This is a genomic window from Microbacterium sp. AK009, from assembly GCF_013410955.1.
Taxonomy (GTDB): domain Bacteria; phylum Actinomycetota; class Actinomycetes; order Actinomycetales; family Microbacteriaceae; genus Microbacterium.
Map to the genome: position 1 here is coordinate 292,125 of NZ_JACCCG010000001.1, position 26,223 is coordinate 318,347.

Annotated in this window: 24 protein-coding genes; 12 read left to right on the plus strand and 12 right to left on the minus strand. The window is 69.3% G+C overall.

Annotation, left to right across the window (positions count from 1 at the left end; translation table 11 throughout):
- Nucleotides 1-12: 12 nt before the first annotated feature.
- Genes mftD through mftF form a run of 3 tightly spaced genes read left to right on the plus strand, consistent with a single transcriptional unit; the run spans nt 13 to nt 3,522 of the window.
- Entirely contained in the window at nt 13-1,320 is a 1,308-nt protein-coding gene (gene mftD / locus HDC37_RS01500) for a pre-mycofactocin synthase MftD (protein WP_179558624.1), read from the plus strand.
- 7 nt (nt 1,321-1,327) lie between these two features.
- On the plus strand, nt 1,328-2,047 hold the full coding sequence (gene mftE / locus HDC37_RS01505) for a mycofactocin biosynthesis peptidyl-dipeptidase MftE (protein WP_179558625.1): 720 nt from the start codon (nt 1,328-1,330) through the stop codon (nt 2,045-2,047).
- Nucleotides 2,048-2,049: 2 nt separating this feature from the next.
- A complete protein-coding gene (mftF, locus tag HDC37_RS01510) occupies nt 2,050-3,522 on the plus strand; it encodes a mycofactocin biosynthesis glycosyltransferase MftF (protein ID WP_218869256.1) in 1,473 nt (490 codons plus the stop codon).
- A gap of 22 nt (nt 3,523-3,544) precedes the next feature.
- Here mftF and HDC37_RS01515 read toward each other — a convergent pair whose 3' ends face one another.
- The 3 genes from HDC37_RS01515 to HDC37_RS01525 are packed head-to-tail and all read right to left on the minus strand — an operon-like array spanning nt 3,545 to nt 5,537.
- Entirely contained in the window at nt 3,545-4,162 is a 618-nt protein-coding gene (locus HDC37_RS01515) for a response regulator transcription factor (RefSeq protein WP_179559073.1), read from the minus strand.
- A complete protein-coding gene (locus HDC37_RS01520; protein ID WP_218869257.1) occupies nt 4,162-5,235 on the minus strand; it encodes a histidine kinase in 1,074 nt (357 codons plus the stop codon). The genes HDC37_RS01515 and HDC37_RS01520 overlap by 1 nt, the downstream gene beginning before the upstream one ends.
- A 53-nt stretch (nt 5,236-5,288) precedes the next feature.
- Nucleotides 5,289-5,537, minus strand: a complete 249-nt coding sequence (locus HDC37_RS01525) for a hypothetical protein (protein WP_179558627.1) — start codon at nt 5,535-5,537, stop codon at nt 5,289-5,291.
- A 108-nt stretch (nt 5,538-5,645) separates the two neighbouring features.
- On the opposite strand from HDC37_RS01525, the gene HDC37_RS01530 reads away from it, so the two are divergent.
- Nucleotides 5,646-6,308, plus strand: coding sequence for a hypothetical protein (locus tag HDC37_RS01530; RefSeq protein ID WP_218869258.1), 663 nt, complete (start codon nt 5,646-5,648; stop codon nt 6,306-6,308).
- 82 nt (nt 6,309-6,390) lie between these two features.
- Here the strand turns inward: HDC37_RS01530 and HDC37_RS01535 are convergent, their stop codons facing one another.
- Entirely contained in the window at nt 6,391-6,654 is a 264-nt protein-coding gene (locus HDC37_RS01535; protein ID WP_179559075.1) for a helix-turn-helix transcriptional regulator, read from the minus strand.
- 81 nt (nt 6,655-6,735) lie between these two features.
- On the opposite strand from HDC37_RS01535, the gene map reads away from it, so the two are divergent.
- On the plus strand, nt 6,736-7,530 hold the full coding sequence (gene map, locus HDC37_RS01540) for a type I methionyl aminopeptidase (RefSeq protein ID WP_179558628.1): 795 nt from the start codon (nt 6,736-6,738) through the stop codon (nt 7,528-7,530).
- Between the two features lie 10 nt (nt 7,531-7,540).
- On the opposite strand, the gene HDC37_RS01545 is transcribed toward map, so the two are convergent.
- The 3 genes from HDC37_RS01545 to HDC37_RS16995 are packed head-to-tail and all read right to left on the minus strand — an operon-like array spanning nt 7,541 to nt 9,900.
- A complete protein-coding gene (locus HDC37_RS01545) occupies nt 7,541-8,839 on the minus strand; it encodes an MFS transporter (protein WP_179558629.1) in 1,299 nt (432 codons plus the stop codon).
- Nucleotides 8,840-8,878: 39 nt separating this feature from the next.
- Complete coding sequence (locus HDC37_RS01550; RefSeq protein WP_179559077.1) at nt 8,879-9,559, minus strand: cation diffusion facilitator family transporter; 681 nt, start codon at nt 9,557-9,559, stop codon at nt 8,879-8,881.
- A complete protein-coding gene (locus HDC37_RS16995; protein ID WP_308472047.1) occupies nt 9,556-9,900 on the minus strand; it encodes a metalloregulator ArsR/SmtB family transcription factor in 345 nt (114 codons plus the stop codon). Before HDC37_RS16995 ends, HDC37_RS01550 begins: the two co-directional genes overlap by 4 nt.
- A 262-nt stretch (nt 9,901-10,162) precedes the next feature.
- Here HDC37_RS16995 and HDC37_RS01560 point away from each other — a divergent pair, with 262 nt between their 5' ends.
- The 6 genes from HDC37_RS01560 (at nt 10,163) to HDC37_RS01585 (ending at nt 17,153) form a co-directional block, all read left to right on the plus strand.
- Nucleotides 10,163-11,491 carry an extracellular solute-binding protein gene (locus tag HDC37_RS01560; RefSeq protein ID WP_179558630.1) on the plus strand — a complete coding sequence of 443 codons (1,329 nt, stop codon included), beginning with the start codon at nt 10,163-10,165 and terminating at the stop codon, nt 11,489-11,491.
- A 152-nt stretch (nt 11,492-11,643) separates the two neighbouring features.
- Nucleotides 11,644-12,528: a carbohydrate ABC transporter permease gene (locus tag HDC37_RS01565; RefSeq protein WP_179558631.1), complete on the plus strand. Its 885-nt coding sequence runs from the start codon at nt 11,644-11,646 to the stop codon at nt 12,526-12,528.
- A complete protein-coding gene (locus tag HDC37_RS01570) occupies nt 12,525-13,361 on the plus strand; it encodes a carbohydrate ABC transporter permease (protein WP_179558632.1) in 837 nt (278 codons plus the stop codon). The genes HDC37_RS01565 and HDC37_RS01570 overlap by 4 nt, the downstream gene beginning before the upstream one ends.
- Before the next feature lie 23 nt (nt 13,362-13,384).
- The gene (locus tag HDC37_RS01575; protein WP_179559078.1) at nt 13,385-14,755 is read left to right on the plus strand and encodes a NosD domain-containing protein; all 1,371 of its coding nucleotides are present in this window, start codon (nt 13,385-13,387) and stop codon (nt 14,753-14,755) included.
- A 25-nt stretch (nt 14,756-14,780) separates the two neighbouring features.
- Entirely contained in the window at nt 14,781-15,824 is a 1,044-nt protein-coding gene (locus HDC37_RS01580) for a LacI family DNA-binding transcriptional regulator (protein ID WP_179559079.1), read from the plus strand.
- Nucleotides 15,825-15,923: 99 nt separating this feature from the next.
- Nucleotides 15,924-17,153, plus strand: coding sequence for a glycoside hydrolase family 32 protein (locus HDC37_RS01585; protein ID WP_179558633.1), 1,230 nt, complete (start codon nt 15,924-15,926; stop codon nt 17,151-17,153).
- Between the two features lie 58 nt (nt 17,154-17,211).
- On the opposite strand, the gene HDC37_RS01590 is transcribed toward HDC37_RS01585, so the two are convergent.
- From HDC37_RS01590 to HDC37_RS01610, 5 genes are all read right to left on the minus strand, one after another.
- Nucleotides 17,212-20,934 (minus strand): phosphodiester glycosidase family protein, encoded by a 3,723-nt coding sequence (locus HDC37_RS01590; protein WP_179558634.1) that lies wholly within the window; start codon nt 20,932-20,934, stop codon nt 17,212-17,214.
- A 184-nt stretch (nt 20,935-21,118) separates the two neighbouring features.
- Nucleotides 21,119-21,541 (minus strand): organic hydroperoxide resistance protein, encoded by a 423-nt coding sequence (locus tag HDC37_RS01595; protein ID WP_179558635.1) that lies wholly within the window; start codon nt 21,539-21,541, stop codon nt 21,119-21,121.
- Nucleotides 21,542-21,611: 70 nt separating this feature from the next.
- A complete protein-coding gene (locus tag HDC37_RS01600) occupies nt 21,612-22,061 on the minus strand; it encodes a MarR family winged helix-turn-helix transcriptional regulator (protein ID WP_179558636.1) in 450 nt (149 codons plus the stop codon).
- A 211-nt stretch (nt 22,062-22,272) separates the two neighbouring features.
- On the minus strand, nt 22,273-23,724 hold the full coding sequence (locus tag HDC37_RS01605) for an HNH endonuclease signature motif containing protein (protein ID WP_179558637.1): 1,452 nt from the start codon (nt 23,722-23,724) through the stop codon (nt 22,273-22,275).
- Between the two features lie 207 nt (nt 23,725-23,931).
- Nucleotides 23,932-24,774 (minus strand): DUF2690 domain-containing protein, encoded by an 843-nt coding sequence (locus HDC37_RS01610; RefSeq protein ID WP_179558638.1) that lies wholly within the window; start codon nt 24,772-24,774, stop codon nt 23,932-23,934.
- A gap of 382 nt (nt 24,775-25,156) precedes the next feature.
- Between HDC37_RS01610 and HDC37_RS01615 the strand changes: the two genes are divergently transcribed.
- Nucleotides 25,157-26,197 (plus strand): hypothetical protein, encoded by a 1,041-nt coding sequence (locus HDC37_RS01615; RefSeq protein WP_218869259.1) that lies wholly within the window; start codon nt 25,157-25,159, stop codon nt 26,195-26,197.
- The last annotated feature ends 26 nt before the right edge of the window (nt 26,198-26,223 follow it).

Sequence of the window (26,223 nt, forward strand, 5' to 3'; positions counted from 1 at the left end):
CAGAGGAGTCCCATGAAGCTCGACGTGAAGAACCTGTGGCCCTGGCGGCAGAACCCGTGGTTCGAGACCGTCTTGGAAGCGCAGCGGCGGGCGCGCAAGCGCCTCCCGCCGTCGGTGTACGCCGCACTCGTGGCAGGGTCGGAGCGCGGCCGCACGCCCCGCGACAATCAGGACGCATTCGCCGAACTGCAGTTCGCCCCGCACGTGGCGGGCCATCAGGCCGAGCGCGACCTGTCGACGACGGTGCTGGGCATCCCGATCTCGCTTCCCGTGCTCATCTCGCCGACAGGCGTGCAGGCCGTCGACCCCGCCGGTGAGCTCGCCGTGGCACGGGCGGCGGCGGCGCGCGGCACGATCATGGGGCTGAGCTCGTTCGCCAGCAAGCCCGTCGAAGAAGTGGTCGCCGCCAACGGCAACACCTTCTACCAGCTGTACTGGACGGGCTCGAAGGAGTCGATGATCCAACGGATGGATCGCGCGCGGGATGCCGGGGCGAAGGCCCTGATCGCGACGCTCGACTGGTCGTTCTCCATCGGCCGCGACTGGGGAAGCCCGGCCATCCCCGAGAAGCTCGACCTGAACGCGATGGTCAAATTGGCGCCGGAGGCGATCCGCAGGCCGGGATGGACCCTGCGTTTCCTCCGGGAGGGGCTTCCCGATCTCACCGCCCCGAATCTCCAGCCGCCGGACGGCGCGGCCCCGACGTTCTTCGGCGCCTACTACGAGTGGATGCAGACGCCTCCGCCCTCGTGGGAGGACGTCGAATGGCTCCGTGAGGAGTGGGGCGGGCCGTTCATGCTCAAGGGCATCACCCGCGTCGACGACGCTAAACGCGCCGTCGACATCGGAGCCCACGCGATCTCGGTGTCCAACCACGGCGGTAACAACCTCGACACCACGCCGGCGACCATCCGGTGCCTCCCGGCGATCGCCGAGGCGGTCGGCGACCAGATCGAGGTGCTGCTGGACGGCGGCGTTCGCCGCGGGGGAGATGTCGCCAAGGCGCTCGCTCTCGGGGCGCGTGCCGTGATGATCGGCCGCGCCTACCTGTGGGGCCTCGCGGCCAACGGTCAGGCCGGGGTGGAGAACGTGCTCGATCTGCTGCGGATGGGGCTCGACTCCGCCGTGCTCGGACTCGGTCATCGTTCGATCGCCGACCTCAGTCCGAGCGACCTCTGGATTCCCCCCGACTTCGCCCGGGTCCTCGGCGCAGGGTCCCCCGGGGCGCCGGAGACCCCGAAGCGGCGCTCGCCGAAGAAGCCCGCGGTCCGGCCGGAAGATGCCACGCTCGACGGCGAGGTGCCGGCCGGCGCGAAATGATGTGAGGATGCCGCCGCTCGATCCACCGCTTTCCGGGCCACCCCCGCAGGCCGCGCCGCCGCACCGCCTCGCGTCGCACACGTGGGAGTCGGCGGGCGGCATCCTCCTCGTCCCCCTCGGGTCGACCGAGCAGCACGGTCCGCACCTGCCGCTCGCCGTCGACGCCATGATCGCCGAGGCGGTCGCGGACGACCTTGCCCATCGGTGGCGATCACGGGGCACGGCCGCCGTGGTGGCGCCGGTGCTGTCGTACGGGGCGAGCGGCGAGCATGAGGGCTTCGCGGGCACCATCTCGATCGGCACCGAGGCGATGCGGGCCGTCGTCGTCGAGATCGGCCGCTCGGCGGGCCGGTGGGCGGATCGCATCGTCTTCGTCAACGGCCACGGGGGAAACGTCGAGGCTCTCGCGGAGGCGGTCGCGCTGCTGCGGTCGGAGGGGCGAGACGTCCGCTCGGTGGGGTGCGGGGTGCCGGGGTCGGATGCGCACGCCGGCCGCACGGAGACCTCGATCCTGCTCCACCTGTCGCCGCAGAGTGTCCGCGTTTCACGCCAGGCGCCGGGGGAGACCCGCCCGCTGGACGAGATCTTCCCGCTGCTGCGCGAGCGCGGGGTCGCGGCGGTGTCGCCGAACGGCGTTCTGGGTGACCCGACCGGGGCATCGGCCGAGGAAGGAGCGGAGCTCCTCCGTGCCATGAGCGATGCGGCCTGGCAGGTGGTGCGACGGTGATGGTGACCGACGGAGAGGGGCGTGCCTCGTCGCCCGGGCTCCCGGACGGCTTCACCGTGAGGATCGGGCGGCAGACGCAGGTCGTCGACGACGGGGACGTGCTCATCGGTGGGACGAGCGCTCGGGTGGTGCGACTGACGCGTCAGGCCCGGTCGATCGTGTCGGCCGGCACCGTGGTCGTTCGCGATGCGGCATCCCGCACCCTCGCGGAGTATCTCCTCGACACCGGCTTCGCCCACCCGGTGCCGCATGCCCTGCCCGAGATCGGGTTCGACCGTCTGACCGTGGTCATCCCGGCGAAAGACCGGGCGGTCCTTCTCGCGCGGCTCCTGCGAAGCATCCCGGACGAGGTCGCCGAGGTGATCGTCGTCGACGACGGCTCGGATGACCCGGAGGCGATCGCGCGTGTGGCGGATTCTGCGGGCGTCCGGCTGATCGTGCACCCGCAGAACCTCGGGGTGTCGGCGGCGCGCAACTCGGGGATGCGCGCGGCTGCGACCGAGTTCGTGGCGTTCGTCGACACGGATGTGGTGGTGGATGCCGACTGCCTCTCGCTCCTGCTCAGGCATTTCGCCGACCCGCGCCTGGCGTTGGCTGCGCCGAGGGTCGTCGGCATGACGGAGGGCCCGCCGACGTGGATCACGCGGTACGAGGATGCGCGATCGTCACTGGATCTCGGTGTGGACAGCGCACCCGTCGTGCCGCGGACGCGGGTCGCCTGGGTCCCGACGACGTGCGTCGTGGGACGGGTGGAGCTCCTCGGTGACGGCTTCGACGAGACCACGCACGCCGGCGAGGATGTCGACCTCGTCTGGCGGCTCCATGCCGCCGGGCACCGGGTGCGGTACGAACCGGCCGCCGCCGTGCGTCATGAGCATCGCACGCGCGCGTCGCGCTGGCTGGGACGGAAGTTCTTCTACGGCACCGGCGCCCAGCCCCTCGCCGCCCGCCATCCCGAGAACATCGCCCCGGTGGTGCTCGCGCCGTGGAGCGCCCTCGTTCTGGGTGCAGCCCTTGCGCAGCGGAGGTGGTCGTTGCCGGTCATCGTCGGCACCGCGGCGTTCGTGTCGTGGCGGATCGCTCGGCGCATCGGTCACGTGCGACACCCGTACCGCGTCTCGGTGCGGCTCGTCGCCGGCGCGCTGGTGTCCACGGCCGCGCAGGGGATCGCCCTGTTCGTGAGGCACTGGTGGCCCCTCGCGGTCGTGGCCGCCGTCTTCTCCGGCCGCCTCCGGCGCGCTCTCGTCGTGGCGGCGGTGGCGGATGCCGCGTGGGAGTACGTGCGGCTTCGGCCACACCTTGATCCGGTCCGCTTCGCGGTCGCGAAGCGCCTGGACGATCTCGCCTACGGCGCGGGGGTGTGGTGGTCGTCGTTGCGGGCCGCGTCGGTTCGCGCGCTCCTGCCGGCATTCGTGCGCACCGCCCCTCGTCCCCGCGGGGCGCGTCCGCAGCCACCCGACGCGACCCGTCGCTGAGCGGCCCGCCCCCGCCCCGCCCTCACAGCCAGCCGCGGTCGCGGGCGGCCCTCGCGGCGTCGTGCCGGGTGGCGGCCCCGGTCTTCTGCATCGCACTCGAGAGGTAGTTGCGCACCGTGCCGGGGGCCAGGTGCAGTCGTCGTGCGATGTCTCTGACCGAGTAGCCCTCGCGGGTCTCGCGCAGGGCGTCTGCCTCGCGGTCGGTGAGGGGCGAGTCATCCACCACGGATGCCTCGAGCACGTCGTGGGCGATCCATCGCCCTCCCGCGTGGATCTTGTGGATCACCTCGACGATCTCCTCGGGGTCGGCGCCCTTGCTCATGAAGCCGACGATCCCGAGTCCGAGGGCCCGTCGCAGCACCCCCGGCCGCGCGTGCCGGGTGAGCATCAGCACCCGCTGGTCGGGCCGCTCCCCGAGGATGACGCGCACGGCCTCGAGACCGTCCAGCTCCGGCATCTCCAGATCGATGACCACGACGTCGGGGTTGTGCTGCCGCGTCGCGGTGACGGCGTCGGCGCCGTTGTCGGCTTGCGCGACGACCTCGATCGTGCCGTCGAGGGGGAGGAGCGCGGCGAGTGCGCCACGCAGGAGGCGTTCGTCGTCGGCCAGAACGATACGGACGGGTTCCGCGTCGGTCATCACGTCATCTCCTTCATTTGATCGGCGGAACTCGCCGGGATGCGGGCGGTCACGACGAATCGCTCGGGAGTGCGCGTGATGTGCAGGCTGCCGTCTGCGTTCTCCACGCGCTCGCGCAGTCGCGCCAGGCCGCGAAGGCTCATCTCCGTCGCCTCCCCGATCCCGTCGTTGGCGACCTCCACGGCGACGGGGGACGCCGTGATCGACACCGCGGTCGGGTGCGCGTGGCGGAGCAGATTCGTCGTCGCCTCGCGCAGCACCTGGGCCAGGAGCGGATGCGCGGCGGCACCCGGGTCGCCGTCGAAGCGGGCATCCACCGTCAGGCCGGCAGCCTCGCACAGCCGTTTGGCGTTCTCGAGTTCGGCGACGAGGTTCAACTCGTGGTGCGCATACGCCAGCGACCGGGTCGCCGTGATCGTCTCGTCGGCGATCCGACGGATCTCACCGAGCTCCGCGTCGGCACGATCCGGGTCGGTGCGGATCACCTTCCTCGCGAGCGCCGCCTTGAGTTTGATGACGTGCAGGGAGTGGCCCTGGATGTCGTGCAGGTCGCCGGCGAACCGCACCCGCTCGCGGGCCACGGCGAGATCGGCTTCCGTCTGCTTCGCACGCTCCAGCCGCCGGGCGATCAGCCACGCCTGCTCGCACGTGAGGATGACCCCGAAGACGAACAGCGTGCCGATGAGCGGGACGACGACGTATGAGGCGAAGAGGATCCAGGTCGGGGAGCGGAACGCGAACCCGCTGGCACCGATCGCCGCGACTCCGATCGCGAAGAACCCGACCCAGATCCTCCAGCGCCCGGTGCGGAGGAGCAGCATCCCTCCGACGAGGGCGAGGGGGACGAACCCGATGAAGGTCGTGCCCCGCAGCGCGTCGGCGGTCCAGGTCGCCGCGGTGAACGCCAGGGCGAAGATCGCGTGCCGGGGATAGCCGTCCAGGCTCCAGGCCCGCAGCACGCCGAGGGCCAGCAGATAGCCGAACGCCATCGTCAGGCCCTCCCACCACGACCGGGCGGTGAGCGCCACACCCACGATGCTCAGCGGCGCGATCGCGGCGATGGCGCTGAGCATCGACACCCGTCGCATCCGGGCATCGATCGGGGGGTCCTGCTGAACGTGTCGGATCAGTTCTGCTCCCCGCTGCGCTCTCGCCTCATCGCGCGGTCGGTGCGGATCTTGGCGAGCATCGCCGCGACGAGGAGGGCGAGGGCCACGTACATCAGGAAGGGGTTCTCGACGAAGATCCGCGTGATGGCCTCGGGGAGGGTCACGAAGAGACCGAAATCGAAGAAGTACAGACCAATGTAGGCGAGGAAGATGACCGCCGAGACGGCGATGAGTCCACCCAGGAGGGTGCTGCGAAGTCTGGTCACGGTGCCAGCGTCGTCGTGTGCGGCGGGCGGCGGTAGTGACGTGGTGTCACTTCTCGTCGTGACGTGACGCCACTGCACGAAAGCCTTCGCGCGGTGTGCCATGGATGCATGACTTCCACATCGACTGTTCCCGTCCCGACGGCGCGCGTGCCGTTCTGGCGGCGTCCCTTCCGCCTCATCCGCGAGAACGCCCGCGTGTACCTTCTGCTCAACCTCGCCATCTACGGACTCGTCCTGATCGGCTTCGCGATCGGCCTGATGTTCCCCGAGCTCAACGAAGCGCGTATCGCCGCGCTCGAAGAGAACGGCGACGCCGACCTGGTGGCCCGGGTGTTCATGAACCCGGTGCTGTTCGGCCTGGTGATCCTGGGGGTGAACGTGGTCCGGCTGAGCCTGGTCACCATCGTCCTGCCGTCCCTGATCGTGCCCTTTGCAGGGCTCGGATTCTTCGCCTACTGGGCGCTGCAGACCGGGATCACGCTCGCCCCGAGCACTCCCGTGGGATGGGTCGCTCAGATCCCGCACGGACTGACCGTGATCATCGAGCTCCAGGCCTACCTGATGCTCGCCCTGGGCGCCTACCTTCTCGGCAAGCACTGGCTCTTCCCCCGCACCGTGGGGGCGAAGAACCGGCGGCAGGGCTACGTCCGGGGTCTGCAACGGATCGGTCTCCTGGCGCTGCCGGCGCTGGCCCTCCTCGTGATCGGCGCGGTCTGGGAGGCGCTGTCGCTGCGGTACCTGGTCGGGCCGCTCAGCGAGCTGCTTCTCTGAATCGGGTGCCCTGACCTCGGACGCACAGCGGAAACGGGGCGATCGCGTGGGGGCGCGGTCGCCCCGTTTCATCGCGAGGGCGTCACGCCGAGAGCGCGACGTCCTCCCCGCGAGCGTGAGCGGCGATGTCGTCCAGCGACAGGTGCAGCGCAGCGGCGACCGCCGCGACCGTCTCGAACGAGGGGGTGGGGAGGCGCCCCGTCTCGATCTTGCGGAGCGTCTCCGCCGAGACTCCGGCGCACCCGGCGACATCGACGATCGATCGGTCACCCCGAGCCTCGCGCAGGAACGCACCGACGCGTCGGCCGCGCGCGAGGGTCTCGGGAGTGTGGGGCAGGCGCACCATCATGCGGCCAGCCTAGCGGTATTATCGTCCCGGTATTCTTATACCGCCCCGCTCGCCCCCGAAACCCCGAAGGCGCCCCTCATGATCGAGATCCTCAACGCCCGCCAACTCGAGCACGCACGGTCTGCCGGCGCCATCGTGGGGGCGACGCTCCAGGCGCTGCGCGAGCGCGTGACCGCAGGCGTGAACCTCCTCGAGATCGACGAGTGGGCGCGGCAGCTCATCGTGCAGGCGGGCGCGCAATCCTGCTACGTCGACTACGCGCCATCCTTCGGCAACGGTCCGTTCGGTCACTACATCTGCACGGCCGTCAACGACGCCGTTCTCCACGGGATGCCGCATGACTACGCCCTGCAGCCCGGAGACCTCCTCACCCTCGACCTCGCCGTGCTGAAGGACGGCATCGCCGCCGACGCCGCGATCAGCTTCGTCGTCGGGCCCGAAACCCCCGGAGCGAACGGAAACCCCGAAGCCCCCGAAGGCGCCGCCCTCATCGCCGTCACCGAGCGCGCGCTCGCCGCCGGCATCGAGGTCGCCCGTTCAGGCAACCGCATCGGCGACATCTCCCACGCGATCGGCACGGTGCTCACCGATGCCGGATACCTCGTGAACACCGAGTTCGGTGGCCACGGCATCGGCACCACCATGCACGGCGACCCGCACGTGCCCAACATCGGCCGCCCCAGCCGGGGCTACAAGCTGCGCCCGGGTCTCCTCCTCGCGCTGGAGCCCTGGGTCATGGCTGACACCGACGTCCTCATCACCGACCCCGACGGCTGGACGCTCCGCAGCGCCACGGGCTGCCGCACCGCGCACACCGAGCACACCATCGCCATCACCGAGGGCGAGCCTGAGATCCTCACCCTCCCGCGCTAGGGCTCACCCGTCACGTCACGTCGAGAGACGGGTCCGGCCCGGCATCCGAGACGACCTCCGTCGCACCGCTCACCGATGTCACCTCGTCCGCCGGATCCTTCTGAGCGCGGCTGAGAAGAACGAACGGCACCGCGACGGCACTGATCACTCCGCTCCACAGCAGCGACTGCCCGTATCCGCCGATGTCGGCGGCGCGCCCGAGCACCGGCTGCCACACCACACCGCCGCCCGAACCGAGCAGCGAGTCGAACGACAGCACCGTCGCCCGCTGCTGCGACGGGATCATGTCGTTGAGGTAGGCGCGGCGCACGGGGTCGTCGATGGCCGAGACGATGCCCCAGGCGGCGAGCAGCGCGACCGCGACCCAGAAGTTCTGCACGAGTCCGAGCACGACGAGAACGAAGATGCTCCCCACGGTCGCGATGAGGATGACGGTGGTCCGGCGTCGGAACAGCCGCCGCACCCAGGGCGCGAGCGCGCCGCCCACGATCGACGAGCCGGCGAGAAGGGCGGCGGCGAGCCCGGCGATCGAGTACGCCTCCTCGTCGCCCCAGAGCTCGAGCAAGTAGGGCTGCAGCGCGTAGAACACATACATGCCGACCCCGGCGGCGAACGGGCTGGCGAGCATGAGCCACCGCACCGGCCGGTTCCCGAGTCCGTACGTCACTGACGCCCGGAACACCGTCCGTGTCGCCCGCAGCGGCCCCTCGCTGCGGGCGGGTGTGAAGCCGAGGTCGCGCATGAGCAGGGCGGCGACGACGAGCATGACCACGAGGATTCCGCCGCGTACGAGGAATGGCACGCCGAGGTTCGTCAGCTGGGCGATGACGCCGCCGAGCACCGACCCCGCGAGCATCGCGACCCCGCCGACGATCTGGGCCCGCCCGAACACCGTCTCGAGGCTCCCGGTGTACCCGGTCGCGCGGAGCGCATCGACGAGCCACGCGTCGACGGCCCCCGAGAAGAACGTGAATCCCAGCCCCAGCAGCATCGACACCACCGCCCACGCCCAGAACGGCGACTCCATCACCCAGAGCCACCAGTAGAGCGCGGTCGTGATGGCGAGCGTCAGCGTTCCGAGGAGGTATGACACCCGGCGGCCGAGGGTGTCGGCGACGACCCCCGTCGGAATCTCGAAGATCAGCATGCCGGCGGTGAAGAACGCGTTGGCCGCGAACGCCTCGAGGTTGCTCAATCCGGCGTCGAGGAGGAACAGGGTGTTGATGCCCCAGATGAACGAGGCGGCGAGGGTGTTGCCGAGCATGAGCGTGTAGTAGGTGCCCTGCACACGCCGCGGCGATGGTGTCATGTGTTCAGTGTGCTCCTCGCTGCGGACACCCGTCGCGCATCATTGCTGGTGACGATGATCGTGGTCGTCGTCTTCGTCCTCCAGCAGCATCCCCACCGACGTCGCGCACGCATCACCCCGCCATGCCTCAATGCCCTCGCGCACGGCGAACACCGCGATGACGAGCCCGGCGATGGCGTCGGCCCACCACCAGCCCCAGAGGCTGTTCACGGTGAGTCCGAGCAGCACCGCCGCCGACAGGTATGTGCAGATGAGGGTCTGCTTCGAGTCGGCGACAGCCGTCGCGGAGCCGAGTTCGCGCCCGGCTCGGCGCTCTGCCCACGACAAGAACGGCATGATCACGACGCTGAGGGCGGTGATGAGGATGCCGAGGGGGCTGTGCTCTGCCTCGACTCCCGCGACGAGGGTGACGAGCGACGTGGCGGTGACGTAGACCGCGAGGGCGAAGAAGGCCAAGGCGATGACGCGGAGCGTCGGCTTCTCCCACCGCTCCGGGTCGCGTCGTGTGAACTGCCACGCGACCGCCGCCGCTGAGAGAACCTCGATCGTCGAATCGAGGCCGAACGCGATGAGGGCGCCCGACGAGGCGATGCTCCCCGCCGTGATGGCCACGACCGCCTCGACGACGTTGTACGCGATGGTGCCCGCGACGATCCATCGGATGCGACGGCGGAGCGTGTGGGTGCGTGCCTCGGTCGGCGAGGTGGCGTGCGTGCTCATGCGCACGTGCAGGTCGGGCCGGTGCAGCATCCCGGGTCGGTGAGGAGCACGACCTGCAGGAGTTCGCCGAGTGCGGCGGCGATGTGCGGATCGCTCAGGCGATACGACGATCGACGGCCCTCGGGCGTCGCCTCCACGAGCCCGCACCCCCGAAGGCAGGCGAGCTGGTTCGACATCACCTGTCGCGAAACGTCGAGCGCATCGGCGAGATCCGACGGATAGGCGGGGGCATCCCGCAGCGCCAGCAGGATCGCGGCGCGGGTGGGGTCGGACAGCGCGTGTCCGAAGCGTGCGAGCGCAGCCGTGTGGGTGGGGGTTGCGGACAGGATCGCCGAGGTCACGGCTGCGATAGTACAGCAAATCCTGAATAGAGCCGAGGCTTCGCCGCGTTGAGCGCTCACGGGCCGCCTCCCCGAGCGTGAGGTGCAGCAGCAGCGCGGTGCGCGCTTCGGTCGCTCGCGAAAGGGGTAGGCGAGGCCGCGCTTGACACGCGCGGTCACGTCCTCCATGATCGTGCCAAGACGTTTTGCCAATACGATTTGCCAAGACGTTTTGCCAGGAGTCTGCAACTCACCCGATCACATGAAGAATGGAGACGAAGTGATGGCGCTTCGTGACAATCACCGTGCTGCAGCAGCGCACGGACGGCGCGGACTCGCGGCAGTCGCCGCATTGGCTGCCGGCGCCCTGGCACTCAGCGGATGCGGGGCGGGCGGTTCCGGCGCGGCTCCGGCCGACGCCGACTCCCTGACCGTCGTCGTGGAAGGCGGCGGCAAGGCTGAGCTGCAGCCGATCGCCGACCTCTACCTCGAAGAGACCGGCACCGAGGTCACGCTCCTCGAGCTGCCCTACGCCGGGCTCTACGACCGGATCTCGTCCGAGCTCAAGGCGGGCACACCGTCCTTCGACATCGCTGCCCTCGACGCGATCTGGCTGACCGCGTTCGCCCCGGGGCTGGCGCCCCTGGATGACCTGTACACCGACGAGGTGAAGAGCGACCTTTTCGAAGGACTCGTCACCGAAGCGCAGGTCGACGGGACCTACGTCGGGGTGCCGGTGTGGACCAACTCGGAGATCCTCTTCTACCGCACCGACCTCTTCGAGGACCCGCAGAACAAGGCCGACTTCGCTGCGAAGTACGGCTACGACCTCGTACCGCCGACGACGTGGGAGCAGTACCGCGACGCGGCGGAGTTCTTCACCCGTGACACCGACGGCGACGGCGAGATCGATCTCTACGGCACAGACGTCAAGGGAGCGGTCGAAACCGAATGGCTCGCCACCGTCTCGCAGGCGGGTGAGGAGCACATGGTGATCGATGCCGAGTCGGGCGAGGTGACGATCGACAGTGCCGCGCACAAGGAGGCGCTGGACTACTACGTGAGTCTGCTGCCCTTCGCGCCTGCAGGCGCCGCCCAGCTCGACTGGGCCGGCTCGCAGAACCTCTTCTACCAGGGCAACCTCGCCATGATGAGGTTCTGGGGTCACGCCTACCGTCAGACCCCCGAGGACTCGCCCGTCAAGGACGACATCGGTGTCGCGCCGATGATCGCCGGCCCCGGTGGCATCGCCGGCGTACCCGGGGCGTGGTACCTGTCGGTTCCGGCGTCGGGTTCGAAGAACGAGGCGGCCACCGACTTCATCCAGTTCGCCTACGAGAACAACGATCTGTCGGCCGACACCTCCCTGGGCCTCGTGGCACGCAAGAGCGCCTTCGAGAGCAAGGCCGGCGAGGCCGGCTTCGAGAACTATGCGGCACTCCTCGAGACCCTCGAATCAGCCCAGACCCTGCCGCGGCCGGCAACGGCGGAATGGCAGGAGATTACAGATTCCGTCTTGATCCCGCTGATCCAGAAGGCCGTCGAGCCGGATGCTGACACGGCGGCGCTCCTCTCCGAGGCCAAGACCCAGATCGAGCAGATCACTCAGTAGTTCCGGCTTCGGACGACAGACGCGAGGACACATCCATGCACACACGAACCACGGGAGGGGTGGCCTCCGCCGCCCCTCCCGCGGGGGTGGCGTCGAATCCGCCGCAGCCCGCACCCCCGGCGGCGGCTCCGCGGCGTCGGCGGCAGAGCCGGATGAGCGATCGGCGTTTCGCGCTCCTGCTCATGCTGCCGGCGGGAGCCTTCCTCGCCGTCTTCGTCCTGTGGCCCCTCGCACGCTTCGTCTACGACAGCTTCTTCGTCATCTCGCCGTTCGCGGGGGCTCCCCGCGAGTTCGTCGGCTTCGCCAATTACGCAGCTGCCTTCGCATCCGAGGCATTCCAGAACGCGTCGGTGCGAACCGTCGTGTACACGCTCATCGTCGTGGTCGCCGAGTTCACCCTCGGGTTGGCGGTCGCCCTGCTCTTCACCGCTCTCGGTCACCGCTCGGCGGTGTTCCGCACGATCTTCATGTATCCGCTCATGATCGCCCCGGTGGTCGCGGGCCTGCTGTGGCGGTTCCTGCTGATCGACAACTTCGGCATCGTCAACGAACTGCTCTTCCGCGCCGGCATCCTGTCGAGCCCGGATCAGATCCAGTGGCTCAGCGACCCGAACATCGCCCTCTTCGCGGTGGCGCTCCCCGACATCTGGCTGACGACGTCGTTCATCACGCTCGTCCTGTTCGCCGGCCTGCAGAACATCCCCGGCGAGGTCGTCGAGGCCGCGCGCATCGACGGCGCCCGCTACCCGCGACTGTTGTTCAGCATCATCATCCCGCTGCTGCGTCCGGTCATCGCCGTCGCGCTGATCGTGCGCGGTATCGACGCGGCGCGCGCCTTCGACATCATCCTCATCCAGACGGACGGCGGTCCGCAGGGGAGTACCACCACGCTCAGCCTGCTGATCTACCGCACGATGACCCGTTTCGGCGACCCCGGCCTGGCGAGCGCCATGGGCACCGTCTACCTCTTCGTCATGCTGGCCGTCGCAGTCGCCGCCATCATGCTCATCTGGCGACCCGGGAGCACGGTGCGATGAATCCCCTCGAGACGCGCGGCCGAAGCCGCATCCTCCTCTGGGTGCTCCTCGCGGCCACCCTCATCCTCTACGGCTTCCCTTTCGTCTACCTGCTGCTGACCTCGTTCAAGACGCCGCTGGATGCGATTGCGGTGCCGCCCACCGTCTGGCCCGCACAGTGGACCCTCGAGAACTACGTCTCGGCCCTGAGTCGCGAGGGCGTTCCCGCGGCACTGATCAACAGCGTGGTGACCGCGGCGATCTCCACGGTGCTCTCCCTCGTGCTCGCGGTGCCCGCCGCCTATGCGATCACCCGTTTCCGCACGCCGAGCGGCCGGGTCTTCATCATCGCGGCCCTGGTGACACGGATGGTGCCGACGATCGCGGTGGGTGCGCCGCTCGTGGAGATCATGCGCAGCATGGGGCTGACCGACACCTCATTCGGGTTGGCACTCGCGCACACGACGATCTCACTGCCCCTGTCGATCTGGCTCATGGCGAGCTTCTTCGAGGCGGTGCCTGATGAGCTCGACGAGGCGGCGAAGGTCGACGGATGCAGCCGCCTGCAGGCTCTCTGGCGTGTGGTGCTCCCCGTCGTCACCGGCGGGCTCGCCGTCACGGCGATCTTCGCCTTCCTCGCGTCGTGGAACGAATTCCTCTTCGCCCTCCTGCTCACCTCGGTGCGGGCGCAGACCACCCCGGTGGTGATCGCGAACTTCCAGACCCAGTTCGGTCTGGACTGGGGTGGGATGACGGCGCTCGCCGCCGTCTACTCGATCCCCGTCATCATCCTGACCCTTTTCCTTCAGCGTCAGATCGTCGCGGGGCTCACCCTCGGCGCGGTCAAGGGCTGAGACCGATGAACGAACCGAGAAGCATGCCGAGCAGCAACACGTACGACGTCACCACCTGGCCGCATGGCGACCCCCACGGCGACATCGGCGCGGTGATCAACAGCATCATCGCCGACGTCAAGGCGCGGCAGTCCGACGTCGACCGCGACGGGGGCGGAAAGCCCGGCGCCGTCATCCACATCCCGCCGGGAGATTATCGCCTTCGTACTCAGGTGCGGATCGACCTCAGCTTTCTGCGGATCCAGGGCGCCGGACACGGGTTCACCTCCTCCAGCATCCGGTTCAACACTCCCCACGAGGAGTGGCCGGAGCTTCATGAACTCTGGCCAGGAGGAAGCCGCATCATCAACGACCTCCCGGCGCCGATCCCAGGCGCTGAGGCCGACGGCGCGGCGTTCCTCGTCGCGCGTGCCGGGAGTCCGCGGATCAGCTCGGTCGAGTTCGCCGACTTCTGCATCGACGGGCTGCATTTCGAGTCCGACGGAACAGGGGCGCACCCCGAGAACACCTACCGCAACGGCAAGACCGGTGTCTTCGTCGCCGACGCCAACGACTCGTTCCGCGTCACCGGCATGGGGTTCGTGTACCTCGAGCACGCGCTGACCGTCTACAACGCCGACGCCCTGTCGATCCACGACAACTTCATCGCCGAGTGCGGCACCTGCATCGAACTGCGGGGGTGGGGTCAGGCGTCGAAGATCACCGACAACCTCATCGGCGCTGGGCCGTGGGGTCGTTCCGTGTATGCCGAGCACCACGGCGGACTGCTCATCACAGCGAACAACGTCTTCCCCCGTGGCGCGAGCAGCGTTCACCTGCACGGCGTGACGAGGTCGAGCGTGACCAACAACCGGCTTCACTCCTTCTATCCGGGCATGGTCGTCTTGAGCGGCGGCAGCTCGGAGAACCTGGTCGGTTCGAACCACTTCCTCCGTGACCGCGAGCCGTGGACACCGTTCCTGAACGTCGACAACGGGCTCGACGACACCTATGGGCTGCTCGTCGTCAGCGGCGACGACAACTCCGTCATCGGCAACCACTTCTCCGAGATCGTGTCGACCGATGACATCCGCCCGCCGGGGGCGTCGCCGGTGATCATCCGCATCGCTAAGGGGACCGAGAACTACGTCGCGACGAACCACATCGTCGCCACGGATGTCGCCTCTGCACCCAGCGACTCGTGTTTCGAGGCGCAGGTGGATGCGCTCCTGACGACGCGGGGATCGCGGCGACTCGAGATCGTCGCCGTCCTCGTCGACGACGACGCATCACACACTGTCGTTCTCGACTCCGGCACCGATGACGAGGTCGTGATGGACAGGCACCGCAACGCCTTCCGGGCCACGCCGGCCGTCGCGATGGCCCCGGGGGCCGGAAAAGTGGTACGAACGTGAGGGATCGATGACGACGGGGAATCGCATGGCGGAGAAGACGGCGGGAATCCGCGATGTCGCGGCTCACGCCGGCGTCTCGCAGACGACGGTCTCGCACGTTCTGAACGCGACGCCTCACACTCGGGTGGCCGAAGACACGGCCGCGCGGGTCCGCGCTGCCGCAGAGAAGCTCGGGTACAGGCCGAACCGGTTCGCGCGGGGCCTTCGAACCCACGCTTCCGACATGATCGGTCTCGTCACAGAGGAGATCGCGACGACTCCGCACGCGGGACGGATCATCCTCGGCGCTCAGGAGGAGGCGACACGGCGCGGGCTCACCCTCGCCATCATCAACTCCGAGTTGAATCCCGACCCCGAGGTCGACTCCGCGCAGGTGCAGACGTTCCTCGACCGTCAGGCCGACGGCATAATCTACGCCACGGTCTACCACGACGAGATCGTCGCACCCGAGAATCTGCGCGCCCGTCCCGCCGTGCTCATCGGCGCACGCGACTCGACGGGAACCATCCCGGCGGTCATGCCCGATGAGCAGGCCGGGGCCGTGTCCGTGGTCGAGATGCTCCTCGCACGGGGGCACCGGCGCATCGCCTTCGCCGCGAGTGAGGAAGACGTGCCCGCGACGCGGGGGCGTCTGCTCGGGTACCAGCACGCGATGCGCGCCGCCGGCCTGCCGATCGACGATCTCGTGGCGTTCGGCACCGCCGATGCCCGGGGCGGCTACGCGGCGACGCTCCAGCTGCTGGATCACGAGCCGACCGCCGTCTTCTGCTACAACGACCGCATGGCCATGGGGGCGTATCGCGCCGCGGGGGAGCGGGGCCTGACGATCCCCAGAGATCTGTCGGTCGTCGGCTTCGACGATCAGGCCCCGATCCCCGAGAGCCTGTTCCCGACCCTCACCACGGTCACACTTCCGCACTACGAGATGGGTGCGTGGGCGGTATCGACCCTCGATGCGCTCTTGAACGGGAAGGGCGAAGATGCGCTGCTGGCGGCGCATCCGACCCTGCTCGCCTGCCCGCTGCTCGAGCGCGAGTCCGTCGCGCCGCCGCGCGTCGCCGGATCCTGAGCCAGACCCCCGACGGCGCCTTCGCCAGAGACCGGAGGGGTCCGGCGCGCGAAATGCAGACTCCGCGCCCGGACTCCTCCCTCACAGAGAGGACTGCGGATGAGACCCGCCTTCCATTTCACCCCGACGTCGGGGTGGATCAACGACCCCCATGGCATCACTTACCGCGACGGCGGCTACGACACGTTCTTCCAGTACGTCCCTGATCGCACGACCTGGGCGCCTTCCTGCCACTGGGGCCATGCGCGCGGTGCGGACCTGTTCTCACTGACCGAGCTGCCCGTCGCGATCGCCCCGGGCGAGGGTGACGGCGGCATCTGGACGGGCTCGCTCGTGACTGACGCCGCCGGTGTGACGAGAATCTTCTACACGTCCGAGTCCGAGTACGACTTCGGGATCGGACGGGTGCGGGTGGCCACGCCCGACGACGGCGAGTGGCTCTCCTGGACCAAGGGCGACGTCGTCGTCGACGCCCCGAGCGACCTCGACCTCGTCGCGTACCGTGACCCCTTCCTGCGATCCGACCCCGACGGCTGGCGCATGTTCATCGGCGCAGGCGACACCGCGGGTACCGCGATGGCGCTCAGCTACCGCTCGGACGATCTGAAGACATGGGCCTACGAAGGGCCTGCCCTCCAGCGGTCGACGAAGGAGACGGCCGACGTCTGGATGGGCGCGCTGTGGGAGTGTCCTCAGATCGTCGACGTCGACGGCCGCGCGGTCATGGTCTCGTCGGTGTGGCAGGACGACGTGCTGCACTACTCCGGCTACGCGCTCGGCACCTATGAAGCGGGGCGCTTCGTCGCAGAGCACTGGGGCAGGCTCACGTGGGGCGACAGCTACTACGCGCCATCCTTCTTCCGCGACGACGAGGGAAGACCGTGCGTGGTGTTCTGGATGCGGGGGGTCGCCGACCTCGACGAAGGCTGGGCTGGCGCGCACAGCATCCCGTACGTCCTCCACGTTCAGGATGCCGCACTGGTCGCGACGCCGCATCCCGACATCGAGCGCTACCGGTCCACCGGTACGGCCGGCGCCGCCCTCGACATCGTCTGGACCCCGGACGATGCGGGTCTGCGCATCACCTCTGGCGAGCAGCCCATCGTCTCCCTGGAGCGTTCCGGCGAGACGGAACTGATCGTCCGTTTCGGCGATGCCACACAGGTTCTTCCCCTTCGCCGGGAGGTGCGCGTGATCATCGACGGCCCCGTCCTGGAGGTCTCCAGTGGTGGCGGCCTGTTCGGCGCTCCGATCGCTCCGCCCGCGGACGGGGTCGACGTGAGCGGCGGCGACGCGGCGGAGATGACGGTGCACGTCCTCGCGCGGTAACGGCGAAGAAGAGCCCCCGACGCCGCAATCGGCGCCGGGGGCTCTGTCGCTCGTTGCGTCAGATCTGCTGCCGGATGGCGCGGCGAACGCGCCAGGTTCGCAGACCCGCTCCCGCGCCGACGAGAAGGAGCGCGATGAGCGCCGTCCACATCAGCGGGGTGCTCTCGAATCCGGTCGTCGCGAGATCGTCCTCGCCGGCACTCGTCGGCTGAGCGCCCGAGCCCGCCCCGTCGTCACCGTTCGCCGGAGCTCCTCCGTCGCTGGGCTGACCGCTGGGCTCGCCGCCGGGCTCCCCGGGCTGGCCGCCGGGCTCCCCGGGCTCCCCGGGCTCTCCAGGCTCCCCGGGCTCACCCGGTTCCCCCGGCTCGCCGACGATCGTCACGTCGACCGCCTGGGTCACACCGTTCACCGTCACCGACAGCGTCGCCTCACCGGCGGCGACAGCGGTCACCTCACCGGTCGCCGGGTTGAGGCGCAGCGCGCCCTCGGCGGCGGCCTCGAGCCGAGAGGACGTGTCGACCGTCTCGCTCATGACATCGACGCCGTCGCCTGCCCAGTCGGCCGACACCGGCCATGCGACCGGAACCACCCGACCGCCGTCCTGCTCGAAGCTCGCCGACACCGCAGCGGTCTCGCCGACCTCCAGCACCGTGGGCGCCTCGAGGTCGACCGCCGACACCCGGGGCTTGGTCTCGGCCTGCATCCAGCGCACTCGGTCGACGACCACCTCGGGCGACGCGCCGACGACACCGGCACCCGGGTTGACGCCGAGCATCGTCCAGCCGGTGAAGCCGCCGGCATCCGGGGTTCCCGACGGACCCTTGCCGGCGTTGCCGCCGAGCACGCGGCTGACGCCGTCGTAGCTGGTGGCGTCGAAGACGCCGACGTGCCCGTTGACCATTGCGGCCGACTTGCCGGTGTCTGCCCGGAACTGTGTGAGCGTCTCGACGAACTGCGCCGCCTCGAAGCGGTCGGCGAGCTGGCTCGCCTTCGAGGGCAGCGGATCGTCGGCCGGGTGGTGCGAGAACACCAGCACCCCGGTGACCGACGAGTCGGATGCCGCGTGGGCGAGCTGCTCGTTGAGGAACCGCAGCTGCTCCAGGCCCGAGGCCCGGAACGACCCCGCCGCGCTGTTCAGCGTGATCATGCGCGTGCCGCCGAGGTCGACGGAGCGGTACGGATCGCCGAAGGCGTCGATGAAGTTCGAGATGGCCCCGCCCATGATCTCGTGGTTCCCCGGCACGTAGATGTAGGGGATCTGGTCGCCGATCTCCTCCTCCAGGATGCGGGCGGCGAGCTCGAAGTCGGCGACGGACGCCTCATCGACCAGGTCGCCGTTGATGACGAGGTAGTCGGGGTCTGCCGCCACGATCTCGCGGAACGTCTCCCGCGCGGCCTGAACGAGCTCGCTGTCGGGGTTCCGGGCGACGAACTGGGCGTCGCTCATCACGGCGATGCGCTGCGCGCGGTCGTCGACCGTGCCGTCGGTGACGATCACCGGGTCGAAGACGCGGGGTGCGATCGGCTGCTCCACGTCGGGTGCGACGACCGACTCGAGCGAGGCGATCGTCACCTCGCCCTGGTAGCTGGCGGCGGGGCGGGTCTCCATCATCCGCACGCGCTGGAACGTGAGCGGATACGCCGTCCCGGCCGGCACGGTGAACCGCGCCTGCTGCCATCCGGTCCAGTCGACCATCGGTCCGTCGAGGTTGATGGTGGTGCCGGCGCCGGTCTTCAGCTGCAGGCGGGGCCATGCGCCCGATCCGTCACCGTGCATCCACATCGTCAGCGCCTGGGGCTGGCCCTCGAGCACGCGTCCGCCGGTGGCGGATTCGCCCGGAACGATCGCGTAGTACCCGCGGGTGCCGGTGGAGGTGGTGAAGTCGTACGACAGGGTGAGCGCGGGCTGCCCCTCCGGACCGGTGGCGGGGGTCAGGGTTCCGGTGGCGCGCGCGACGCCGGCGGTCCACTCGGCCGCGTCGGCGAAGTCGGCGACGGAAAGGGTGTCGTATCCGATCGTCACCGCGACGTCGACACTGCGGCCGCCGGCAGTGAAGGTCACCGTCGCCGAGCCGCTGTCGACCACCGGCGAGACGGTGAACTCACCGAGTCCGGTGGCCTCGACCGCGACATCCTCGCCGTTCTCGACGGTGACATCGCGCGCCTCGATCGGGGCGGTGAAGCCGTCGGCGTCGAGCCCGGTGAGGCGCACGGTCGCGGTCTGCCCGGGCTCGGACAGGGCGATCACCGTCGCGCTCGGGCGGATCCGCTCGAGTTCTCCGAGCACCCGCACCTGGGTCGAGGCGCTCTTGCCCTCCGCCGTGAAGGCGACGGTGGCTGTGCCTGGGGTGACACCCTTCACCACGACAGACGCGTCTCCTTCCGGGGTGAGCGAGACCGCGGCATCCGTCGTCTCGAACGCACCCGTGACCGCGACGCCTGAGAGGTTGTCGTCGAGGCCCGTGCCGGCGAGCGTGCGGTGCAGCCCGGGGAAGACCGCGTCGGCGTCGGTGGCGTCGAGCGCGGGTGCGATCCGCACGTCGGAGACGACCCCCGCCGGTGCGGAGGAGAAGAACGCGAGGCTGTTGGCGACGACGCGCTCGGTGCCGTCGGACGGACGGTTGTGGAGGGATGCGTCGCTCTCACCCGGCTCGCGGACGGCGAGCATGGTCGAGCCGCCGCCGTCGAGGTTCACGGCGTTGTGCACGCCGAGGTCGAGCATGAGGTCGCCGAGCTCCCGCAGCGTCATGCCGCGGCTGTCGCCCGTGCGTCCATCGATGGTGACGACGGTGATCTCGGTGCCGTCACGGCTCACGCCGATGGCGGTGCGCGCGGCCTCGACCTGTTCGGCGTCGGTCTGCACGCCGTCGATGATGAGGCGCTGCGCGCCGCTCACGGCGAGATCGACGTCGGCGGATGTCGCGACGGCGACGTCGACGGCGTCGCCGACCTCGAGCGCGGCCAGGGTCGCAGCGCCGGCTTCGCGTCCGATGAGCACACCGGTGCCGTCGGCGATCGCGGTCTCGCCGGTGACGGATGCGGGGTCGGTGCTCACCTCGGTGACCACCCCGTCCTGCACGGTGGCGGTGGCCATCGGCGAGGCGAGCGCGGCGGGTGCGCCCAGAGCGCGGGCGAGCGGGTGCGTGCCCCACGCCGCGGTGTACCACCCGATGCCGTTCGCTCCGATTGTCGGGCTGTTCACGCCCGAGACGCGGTGCGAGGTGCCGTCGATCGTCACCGTCGCCGCAGAGGTCAGCGCCTGCACCGCCGCAAGCCCGTCGCTCAACGTGAAGGCCGGGCGCTCATCGGGGGCCGCCGAGCGCACGCCCTGCGTCGGCGACACGTTGGTGCCGACGGGTGCGGTGGAGTTGTTCATGTCGAAGTAGTCGCCGTTGATCGCAGCGATTGCACCGGTGCCCGCGATCTGCTCGCTGAGCGTCGCGCCTCCCGACACCGTGCCGGCGTCGAGGACGTCGAGCGAGAGGGTGGGCGTCGTCAGATCGGCGCGCATGACGTGACCGGTCACCCACCCGGCCGGCTGCAGACGGCGGAAGTCGGTGAGCTCGAGTCCGGGGGCGAGCGTCTGCGAATCAGCGGAGAGAAGGGTGGAGTCTCCGCCGGCGAGGTCGAGGCCGGCCGTGTCGGGCGCGGCGACCGCCGGCGTCGGAGCGAGCGTCCCGACTCCCACGCTCGTCGCGGTGACCACCGACACGAGCAGCGCGGCGGCGAGGCGTCGCCGCGGGGGAGCAGCGGAGGAAAGGGGTGTTGCAGGCGCGGGCAAGCGAAGTACCTTCCGATTCGATGAGGGGAGGTCGTGCCCCTTGGTTCACGGGGCCGACCCGGCGACCCTACGGAGGTGCCCGCGTCGGGAGGTGTGGGGGCGGTGTCGGCGAGGTGGACTCGGCGTGAACGAACGGTGGTTTCCGCCGACGTCGCCCGGCGGCACGAGCCCGCCGCCCGACCTCTCAGTCGTCGACGACCGAGACGGTCACGTCGATGTTGCCGCGCGTCGCGTTGGAGTAGGGGCACACCTGGTGGGCGGCGTCGGCGAGCTGCTGCGCGACCTCACCGTCGACACCGGGGACATTCACCTCGAGCAGCACGCCGAGTTGGAACCCGCCGCTGCCGTTCGACACCAGCGACACCCGCGACCCGACGCTCGATCCGTCGACCTTCACCTTCTGCGCCCGCGCGACGCTCTGCAGCGCACTGTGGAAGCAGGCCGCGTATCCGGCGGCGAACAGCAACTCGGGGTTCGGTGCGCCGCCGGCGCCCCCGAGCTCCTTGGGCACGCGCACCTCGGTGTCGAGAATGCCGTCGGCCGTGCGCACGTGCCCGTTGCGTCCTCCGCCGGTGGCGAGGGCTTCTGCGGTGTAGAGGGCGTCCATGGTTGTCCTTTCGTGGGGGGATGAGGAGATGCCGGATGCCGCGGCGAACCCGTTCCGGCTCACGAAGCCGCTACGAAGCCGCGCGCAGTTCGGTGGCCAGCGCGCGCATGTTCGCGGTGATCGCATTCAGCTGCGCGAGGAGCTCTGGCACACTGCGACCGCTGTCGAGGAATCCGGGCACGAGGCATCCGGCGGCCGCGACGACGTCTGCGTAGACCGAGCGGCCTTCGTCGGTGAGGCTGACCCGCACCACGCGCTCGTCGGTGTCGTCGCGCCGACGGTCGACGAAGCCACGTGCCTCGAGCCGGCGGAGCAGAGGGGACAGGGTTCCCGAGTCGAGGTGCAGCTCCTCACCGAGCGAGCTCACGGTCCGCTCGCCGGTGGCGAGCACGACCATCGCGAGGTACTGCGGATACGTCAGCGACCACGGCTTCAGCACCTCGCGGTACGCCTGCGTGGTCGCGTGCGATGCGGTGTACATCGCGAAGCAGACGAAGTCATCGAGCGCAACGGCAGCCATGGCCAAAGCATTGCGCGCAATTGAATTGTACGCAACTGATTGCGAGATCAACCGAGGCCTCGCCGAAGACATCGGTGCGCCGACGAACTCGACGCGGTCGACTCGGCCGACCCGTACTGCGCTCCTCCGCGCCAGGAAAAGGTGGAAGGGGTCATGCGCAAGCGGGGGATCGGGTCGCCCTCCGGGCTCACACCTCGCCGGGCAGGTCATCTCAGAAGGGTGCGACCGCGTATTCGCTGTCGTCGGTGGGGACGAAGGCGACCCGCGATGGTGGGTGGCTGTCATAGATCTTCCCGCCGGGGCTGGTGAACTTCAGGACGCCGCCGGGCAGCTGTTCGACGTGCCAGTTCGTCGCGTGCTTGAGCGTGTGGTGTCTGGCGCACTCGTTGCAGAGGTTGTCGTTGCAGCTGGGCCCACCCAGAGCGAAGTCTTTCGAATGATCGATATGGCAGAGCTTCGCCGGTCTTCGGCATCCCGGTGTTCGGCAGGTGACGTCTCTCGCGTTGAGGAACCGGGTCTGGGATGGATGCAGCTGGTATCTGTCCACCGCGGTGACCACCCCAGTGACGGGGTCGGTCATCACCCGCTCCCAAATCTTCGCGGTCCCGGCCATCCGTCGGGCGGTGTCGGGGTCGACGGGGGTGACCCCGTTCAGTTCCGCCCCGGAGTTCGTGACGCCGGTGAGGGTGGTGATGGGGATGGTGATCTGCACTTCGGCGCGGATGGCCCCCAGCCCGCCCGCCCGCCCGTCGGTGGGGTCGATCACCGGGGATCCGGCGAGGAGCATGTCCAGGGCCAGGTCGCACCGGATCTCGTCCAGGGTGCGGTCATCAAACCACGGCTCGCTGCCCTCGCCGAGCGAGGGGCCGCCGTCACCACCACCGGTGCCGGTGCCGGTGCCGGTGCCGGTGCTGTTGCCTGTGCCGTTACCGCCGCCGTCGCCTCCGCCGGTCCCGCCGGTCTTCTGCGCCGTGCCCTGCCCGGCGGCGTAGGCGCGACGCCTTGCGCGGTCGACGTCCTTGACCGTCGTGCCCTGCCCGGTGAGGCGGTGGTAGGCGCCGTGGATGTAGACGTTCCCGCCCACGATCGTCAACGCCGACAGGGTGTCATCCAGGTCCGTGACCCACACCCGCCGCTCCCGGATCGCCGTGTCATGCCGCTCCTGTATCGGCCGTGGGTCCAGCACGGCGGCGCGTTGGATGGCGTACTTCTTCGTCCGCGGCACCGTCTGCCGCTCCGCCTCCACCAGCACGATCCGCTCGAACGACGCCCGATCCACCGGATCATCGATCACCCGTCCCGCGTCCTGGATCACCTGCGCATGCGCCCGCGACACCCGACCCTCCGAAAGGGCCGCCATCGTCTGCGGGAACCCGTGCACCAGCTCGTGGGCGTCGTGCATCTGCGTCTGCATCGACCGGTCGTTCACCCGGACCGCCATACCCAGCTCCAGCGCCATGGACCGTAGCGGCATGTCCCGCTCCCGCGACGACGCCGACCCCACCCGCGACCGCTGCTCCAGCGTCAACGCGTACGCCTCCGCCAGCAGCCGGGTCTCCTTCGCCTCCAACGCCGCCCGACGCCGGCGCAGCTTCGCCAATTCGTCCGCGAACACCCCGGCGCGCTTGTCCTCCGCCCGCCGCCGCTTCTCGTCCGCGTCCACTGGAAACCCCTTCTCGATGACCTACCCACATCATCGCAGGGGGTTCCGACATTGCACCCTAGGAGTACTCCACAGAATCGAACTAATGTTCCAGAGGATCGAACCCATCCATCGTCCCCGGCCGCTGGCTCAACGGCGGGACGCCAATGCTGCGCCATCACCCCCACCAGCCGAGCGAGACCTCCGCCGCCCCGGCTCGATAGCGCATCAGATGCAGAGCGGATCGCCGAGATCTATCCGTTCACCGTCCACCGTGAAGCTGCCCTCGGCGCACAGAAGCGTGTCGGGGCTCGGGCGAACGACAAGGGTTGTGTACGCCCCTTGAACATCGTGTTCCGTCGCCTCCTGCCGTGAAGGCCCGTCCGGCGACGTCTCAGGGTAGATCGCGATGGTGACGGTGTTGCCCTGGGCGAGCCCGTCGTATCGCGTGACACGGCCCCACCCCGCCTGGCACTTGTCCGACCAGACGATCTCGAGCAGCGAGTTGTCGGCCCGGGTGTCGCCGGTTGCGACGCGTGCGTCCTCCACGCAGGCCGTTGCGGCAGGGTCTTCGCCGGTCTCGACCGTGATCTGGGGAGACCCGGGCCCGGCAGCAAGCGCGTTCGAGACGACAAGCGTCGTCGTCACGGCCGATCCGGCGACTCCGGCAAGGAACGTGCCGGCAGCGAGCAGCACGGCCGCGCGCCGTGAGATTCCGGTCGTCGAGGCTCGCGGTGCCGTTGTCTCCACGTTGCTCGTCTCGCGGCGCGTGGCCAGGGTGTCGCGCCGGTCGAGCCACGGTCCGGGGTCTTCGCCGCATGCCCGCACGATGCCATCGACAGTCCTCGCGGTCGGGAGCTTCGCGCCGTTGAAGGCCTCGGACAGTACGGTGCGGGAGATGCCCGTTTCTGCCTGCAGGCGTGCGAGCGTGGGATTGTCCGCCTGCAATCGGAGCCTTCCCAGATCCCGAGCGAACTGTTGAACCGAATCCCCATTGGCTTCGATGTCGGCGTATTCCGATTCGGACACCTGTCCCCCTATGCTGCGTCCTCTATGCGCTCCCCCGAGCACGTCATATGTATACCACCGCATGCGTACGTCCTCCGATAAGCGGTTGTTGACAGCGGCGGGTAGTCGACGGAAACGCGCGAATCCTCCGTTCCGTGCACTTTCGGCGTCTCAGCGGAGTCGATGTGCGCAAGCCTGGTCTATGCCCGAATGGGGACCGATCGCGGAGCGAGAGTGGGCAGGACGGATGCCGCGGCACGGCGCAGGCCGGGGGAGTCAGCCGTGCGGGGGCGCGGCATCCGTCGACTCCAACGCGCGATGAATCGTGGAACAAGCTCAGAAGCGGAAACATGGGGGTTCGTCAATGTCGGAAGGTGTCAGCGACGCATCGGGTACCCCGTCGTCAGCGCCACGTGCTAGCGATGGCGATGGAGCGCGACGACGCGTGACGAGGCGCCGTTGGATCGGGGTCGGCGCGGTGACAGCTGTGGTCGCAGGGCTTGCCGTCGCGGCCGCGGTTCTCGGGGCACAGCAGAGCGCCAGAGAGGAGCGGCTGGCCACAGCAGAAGCCGACTTCTCCGCATTCATTGCGGCGAGGTCCGACTGGGAGTCCAACCGAGATGAGTACGTGTCTGCGGTGCTCACGACCGCAGCCGAATCGGCCGTCTACAGCGCGATCTCGGAAAAGGTCCAGACGACCGCCGCGGCATTCGATCCGGACGCGATCGCGGGCTTCGAGCGTGCCGTCAGCGAGCTGAGTGCCATCACTCCCAGCCCTCTCGAAGGTCAGGACGTCGGCGAATGGGAGAAGTCCGTCCTAGAAGACCCCGCAGCGACGATCGGGCTCGAGGAGCCGACCCTCCCGACGCTCATCGAGCGGGATGTGGTCGAGGCGTACGCGGCGGATGACGAGGCGTCTCGGGCAGTCCGAGCGAGTGTGACCGGTGCTGTCAGCGCCCTCTCCGGAGCGACCGCGGAGGTCACGGCGGCGCGGGAAGAGTTGGAGGCGGCCCACCAGCGTGCAATCGAGGCGGGTACCGCACTGGCAGCGGCGACGACGCTCCTGCCCGACACCGTTCTTGCGGAGTCGGCACTCGCTTCGGATGACTCGAAGGCGACGTTCGTCGCCGCTCACGCCACTCTCGGCGCTTTCGACACCGGCGCCGACGCGCAAGAGCTCTTCGAGGCGGTGACGGGCTATCTCGCGAGCCATGCAGCTCTCAGAGCGAGCAACGACGAGGCTGTTGCCGAGGCGGAGCGGATCCGACGGGAGCAGGTGGGCACGATCACCGTCCGGACGGACTTCATGTACTACCTTCCGTACGACCAGTGCATCCAGGCACCCGGGGTTGCGTATACGCAGACGTTCGATGTCAGCGGCGGTCAAAACCACACCACCGCTCCCGACCCCGCGCAGGATTTCGACATCTGGACGTACACGATCAGCGGCGGAACGGTCTCATACCTCCGCTGCTACGCCGACTGACCTCCCGACCCTTCCACGCCTCTGTC

Bases quoted from the DNA above. Each gene is read 5' to 3' on its own strand.
- HDC37_RS01550 (WP_179559077.1), bottom strand. From the start codon at position 9,559: ATGAGCACGCACGCCACCTCGCCGACCGAGGCACGCACCCACACGCTC.
- mftD (WP_179558624.1), top strand. From the start codon at position 13: ATGAAGCTCGACGTGAAGAACCTGTGGCCCTGGCGGCAGAACCCGTGG.
- HDC37_RS01545 (WP_179558629.1), bottom strand. From the start codon at position 8,839: ATGACACCATCGCCGCGGCGTGTGCAGGGCACCTACTACACGCTCATG.
- HDC37_RS01520 (WP_218869257.1), bottom strand. From the start codon at position 5,235: ATGCTCAGCGCCATCGCCGCGATCGCGCCGCTGAGCATCGTGGGTGTG.
- HDC37_RS01565 (WP_179558631.1), top strand. From the start codon at position 11,644: ATGAGCGATCGGCGTTTCGCGCTCCTGCTCATGCTGCCGGCGGGAGCC.
- HDC37_RS01595 (WP_179558635.1), bottom strand. From the start codon at position 21,541: ATGGACGCCCTCTACACCGCAGAAGCCCTCGCCACCGGCGGAGGACGC.
- HDC37_RS01535 (WP_179559075.1), bottom strand. From the start codon at position 6,654: ATGGTGCGCCTGCCCCACACTCCCGAGACCCTCGCGCGCGGCCGACGC.
- HDC37_RS01515 (WP_179559073.1), bottom strand. From the start codon at position 4,162: ATGACCGACGCGGAACCCGTCCGTATCGTTCTGGCCGACGACGAACGC.
- HDC37_RS01530 (WP_218869258.1), top strand. From the start codon at position 5,646: ATGACTTCCACATCGACTGTTCCCGTCCCGACGGCGCGCGTGCCGTTC.
- HDC37_RS01560 (WP_179558630.1), top strand. From the start codon at position 10,163: ATGGCGCTTCGTGACAATCACCGTGCTGCAGCAGCGCACGGACGGCGC.
- map (WP_179558628.1), top strand. From the start codon at position 6,736: ATGATCGAGATCCTCAACGCCCGCCAACTCGAGCACGCACGGTCTGCC.
- HDC37_RS01600 (WP_179558636.1), bottom strand. From the start codon at position 22,061: ATGGCTGCCGTTGCGCTCGATGACTTCGTCTGCTTCGCGATGTACACC.
- HDC37_RS01570 (WP_179558632.1), top strand. From the start codon at position 12,525: ATGAATCCCCTCGAGACGCGCGGCCGAAGCCGCATCCTCCTCTGGGTG.
- HDC37_RS01580 (WP_179559079.1), top strand. From the start codon at position 14,781: ATGGCGGAGAAGACGGCGGGAATCCGCGATGTCGCGGCTCACGCCGGC.
- mftE (WP_179558625.1), top strand. From the start codon at position 1,328: ATGCCGCCGCTCGATCCACCGCTTTCCGGGCCACCCCCGCAGGCCGCG.
- HDC37_RS01585 (WP_179558633.1), top strand. From the start codon at position 15,924: ATGAGACCCGCCTTCCATTTCACCCCGACGTCGGGGTGGATCAACGAC.
- HDC37_RS01575 (WP_179559078.1), top strand. From the start codon at position 13,385: ATGCCGAGCAGCAACACGTACGACGTCACCACCTGGCCGCATGGCGAC.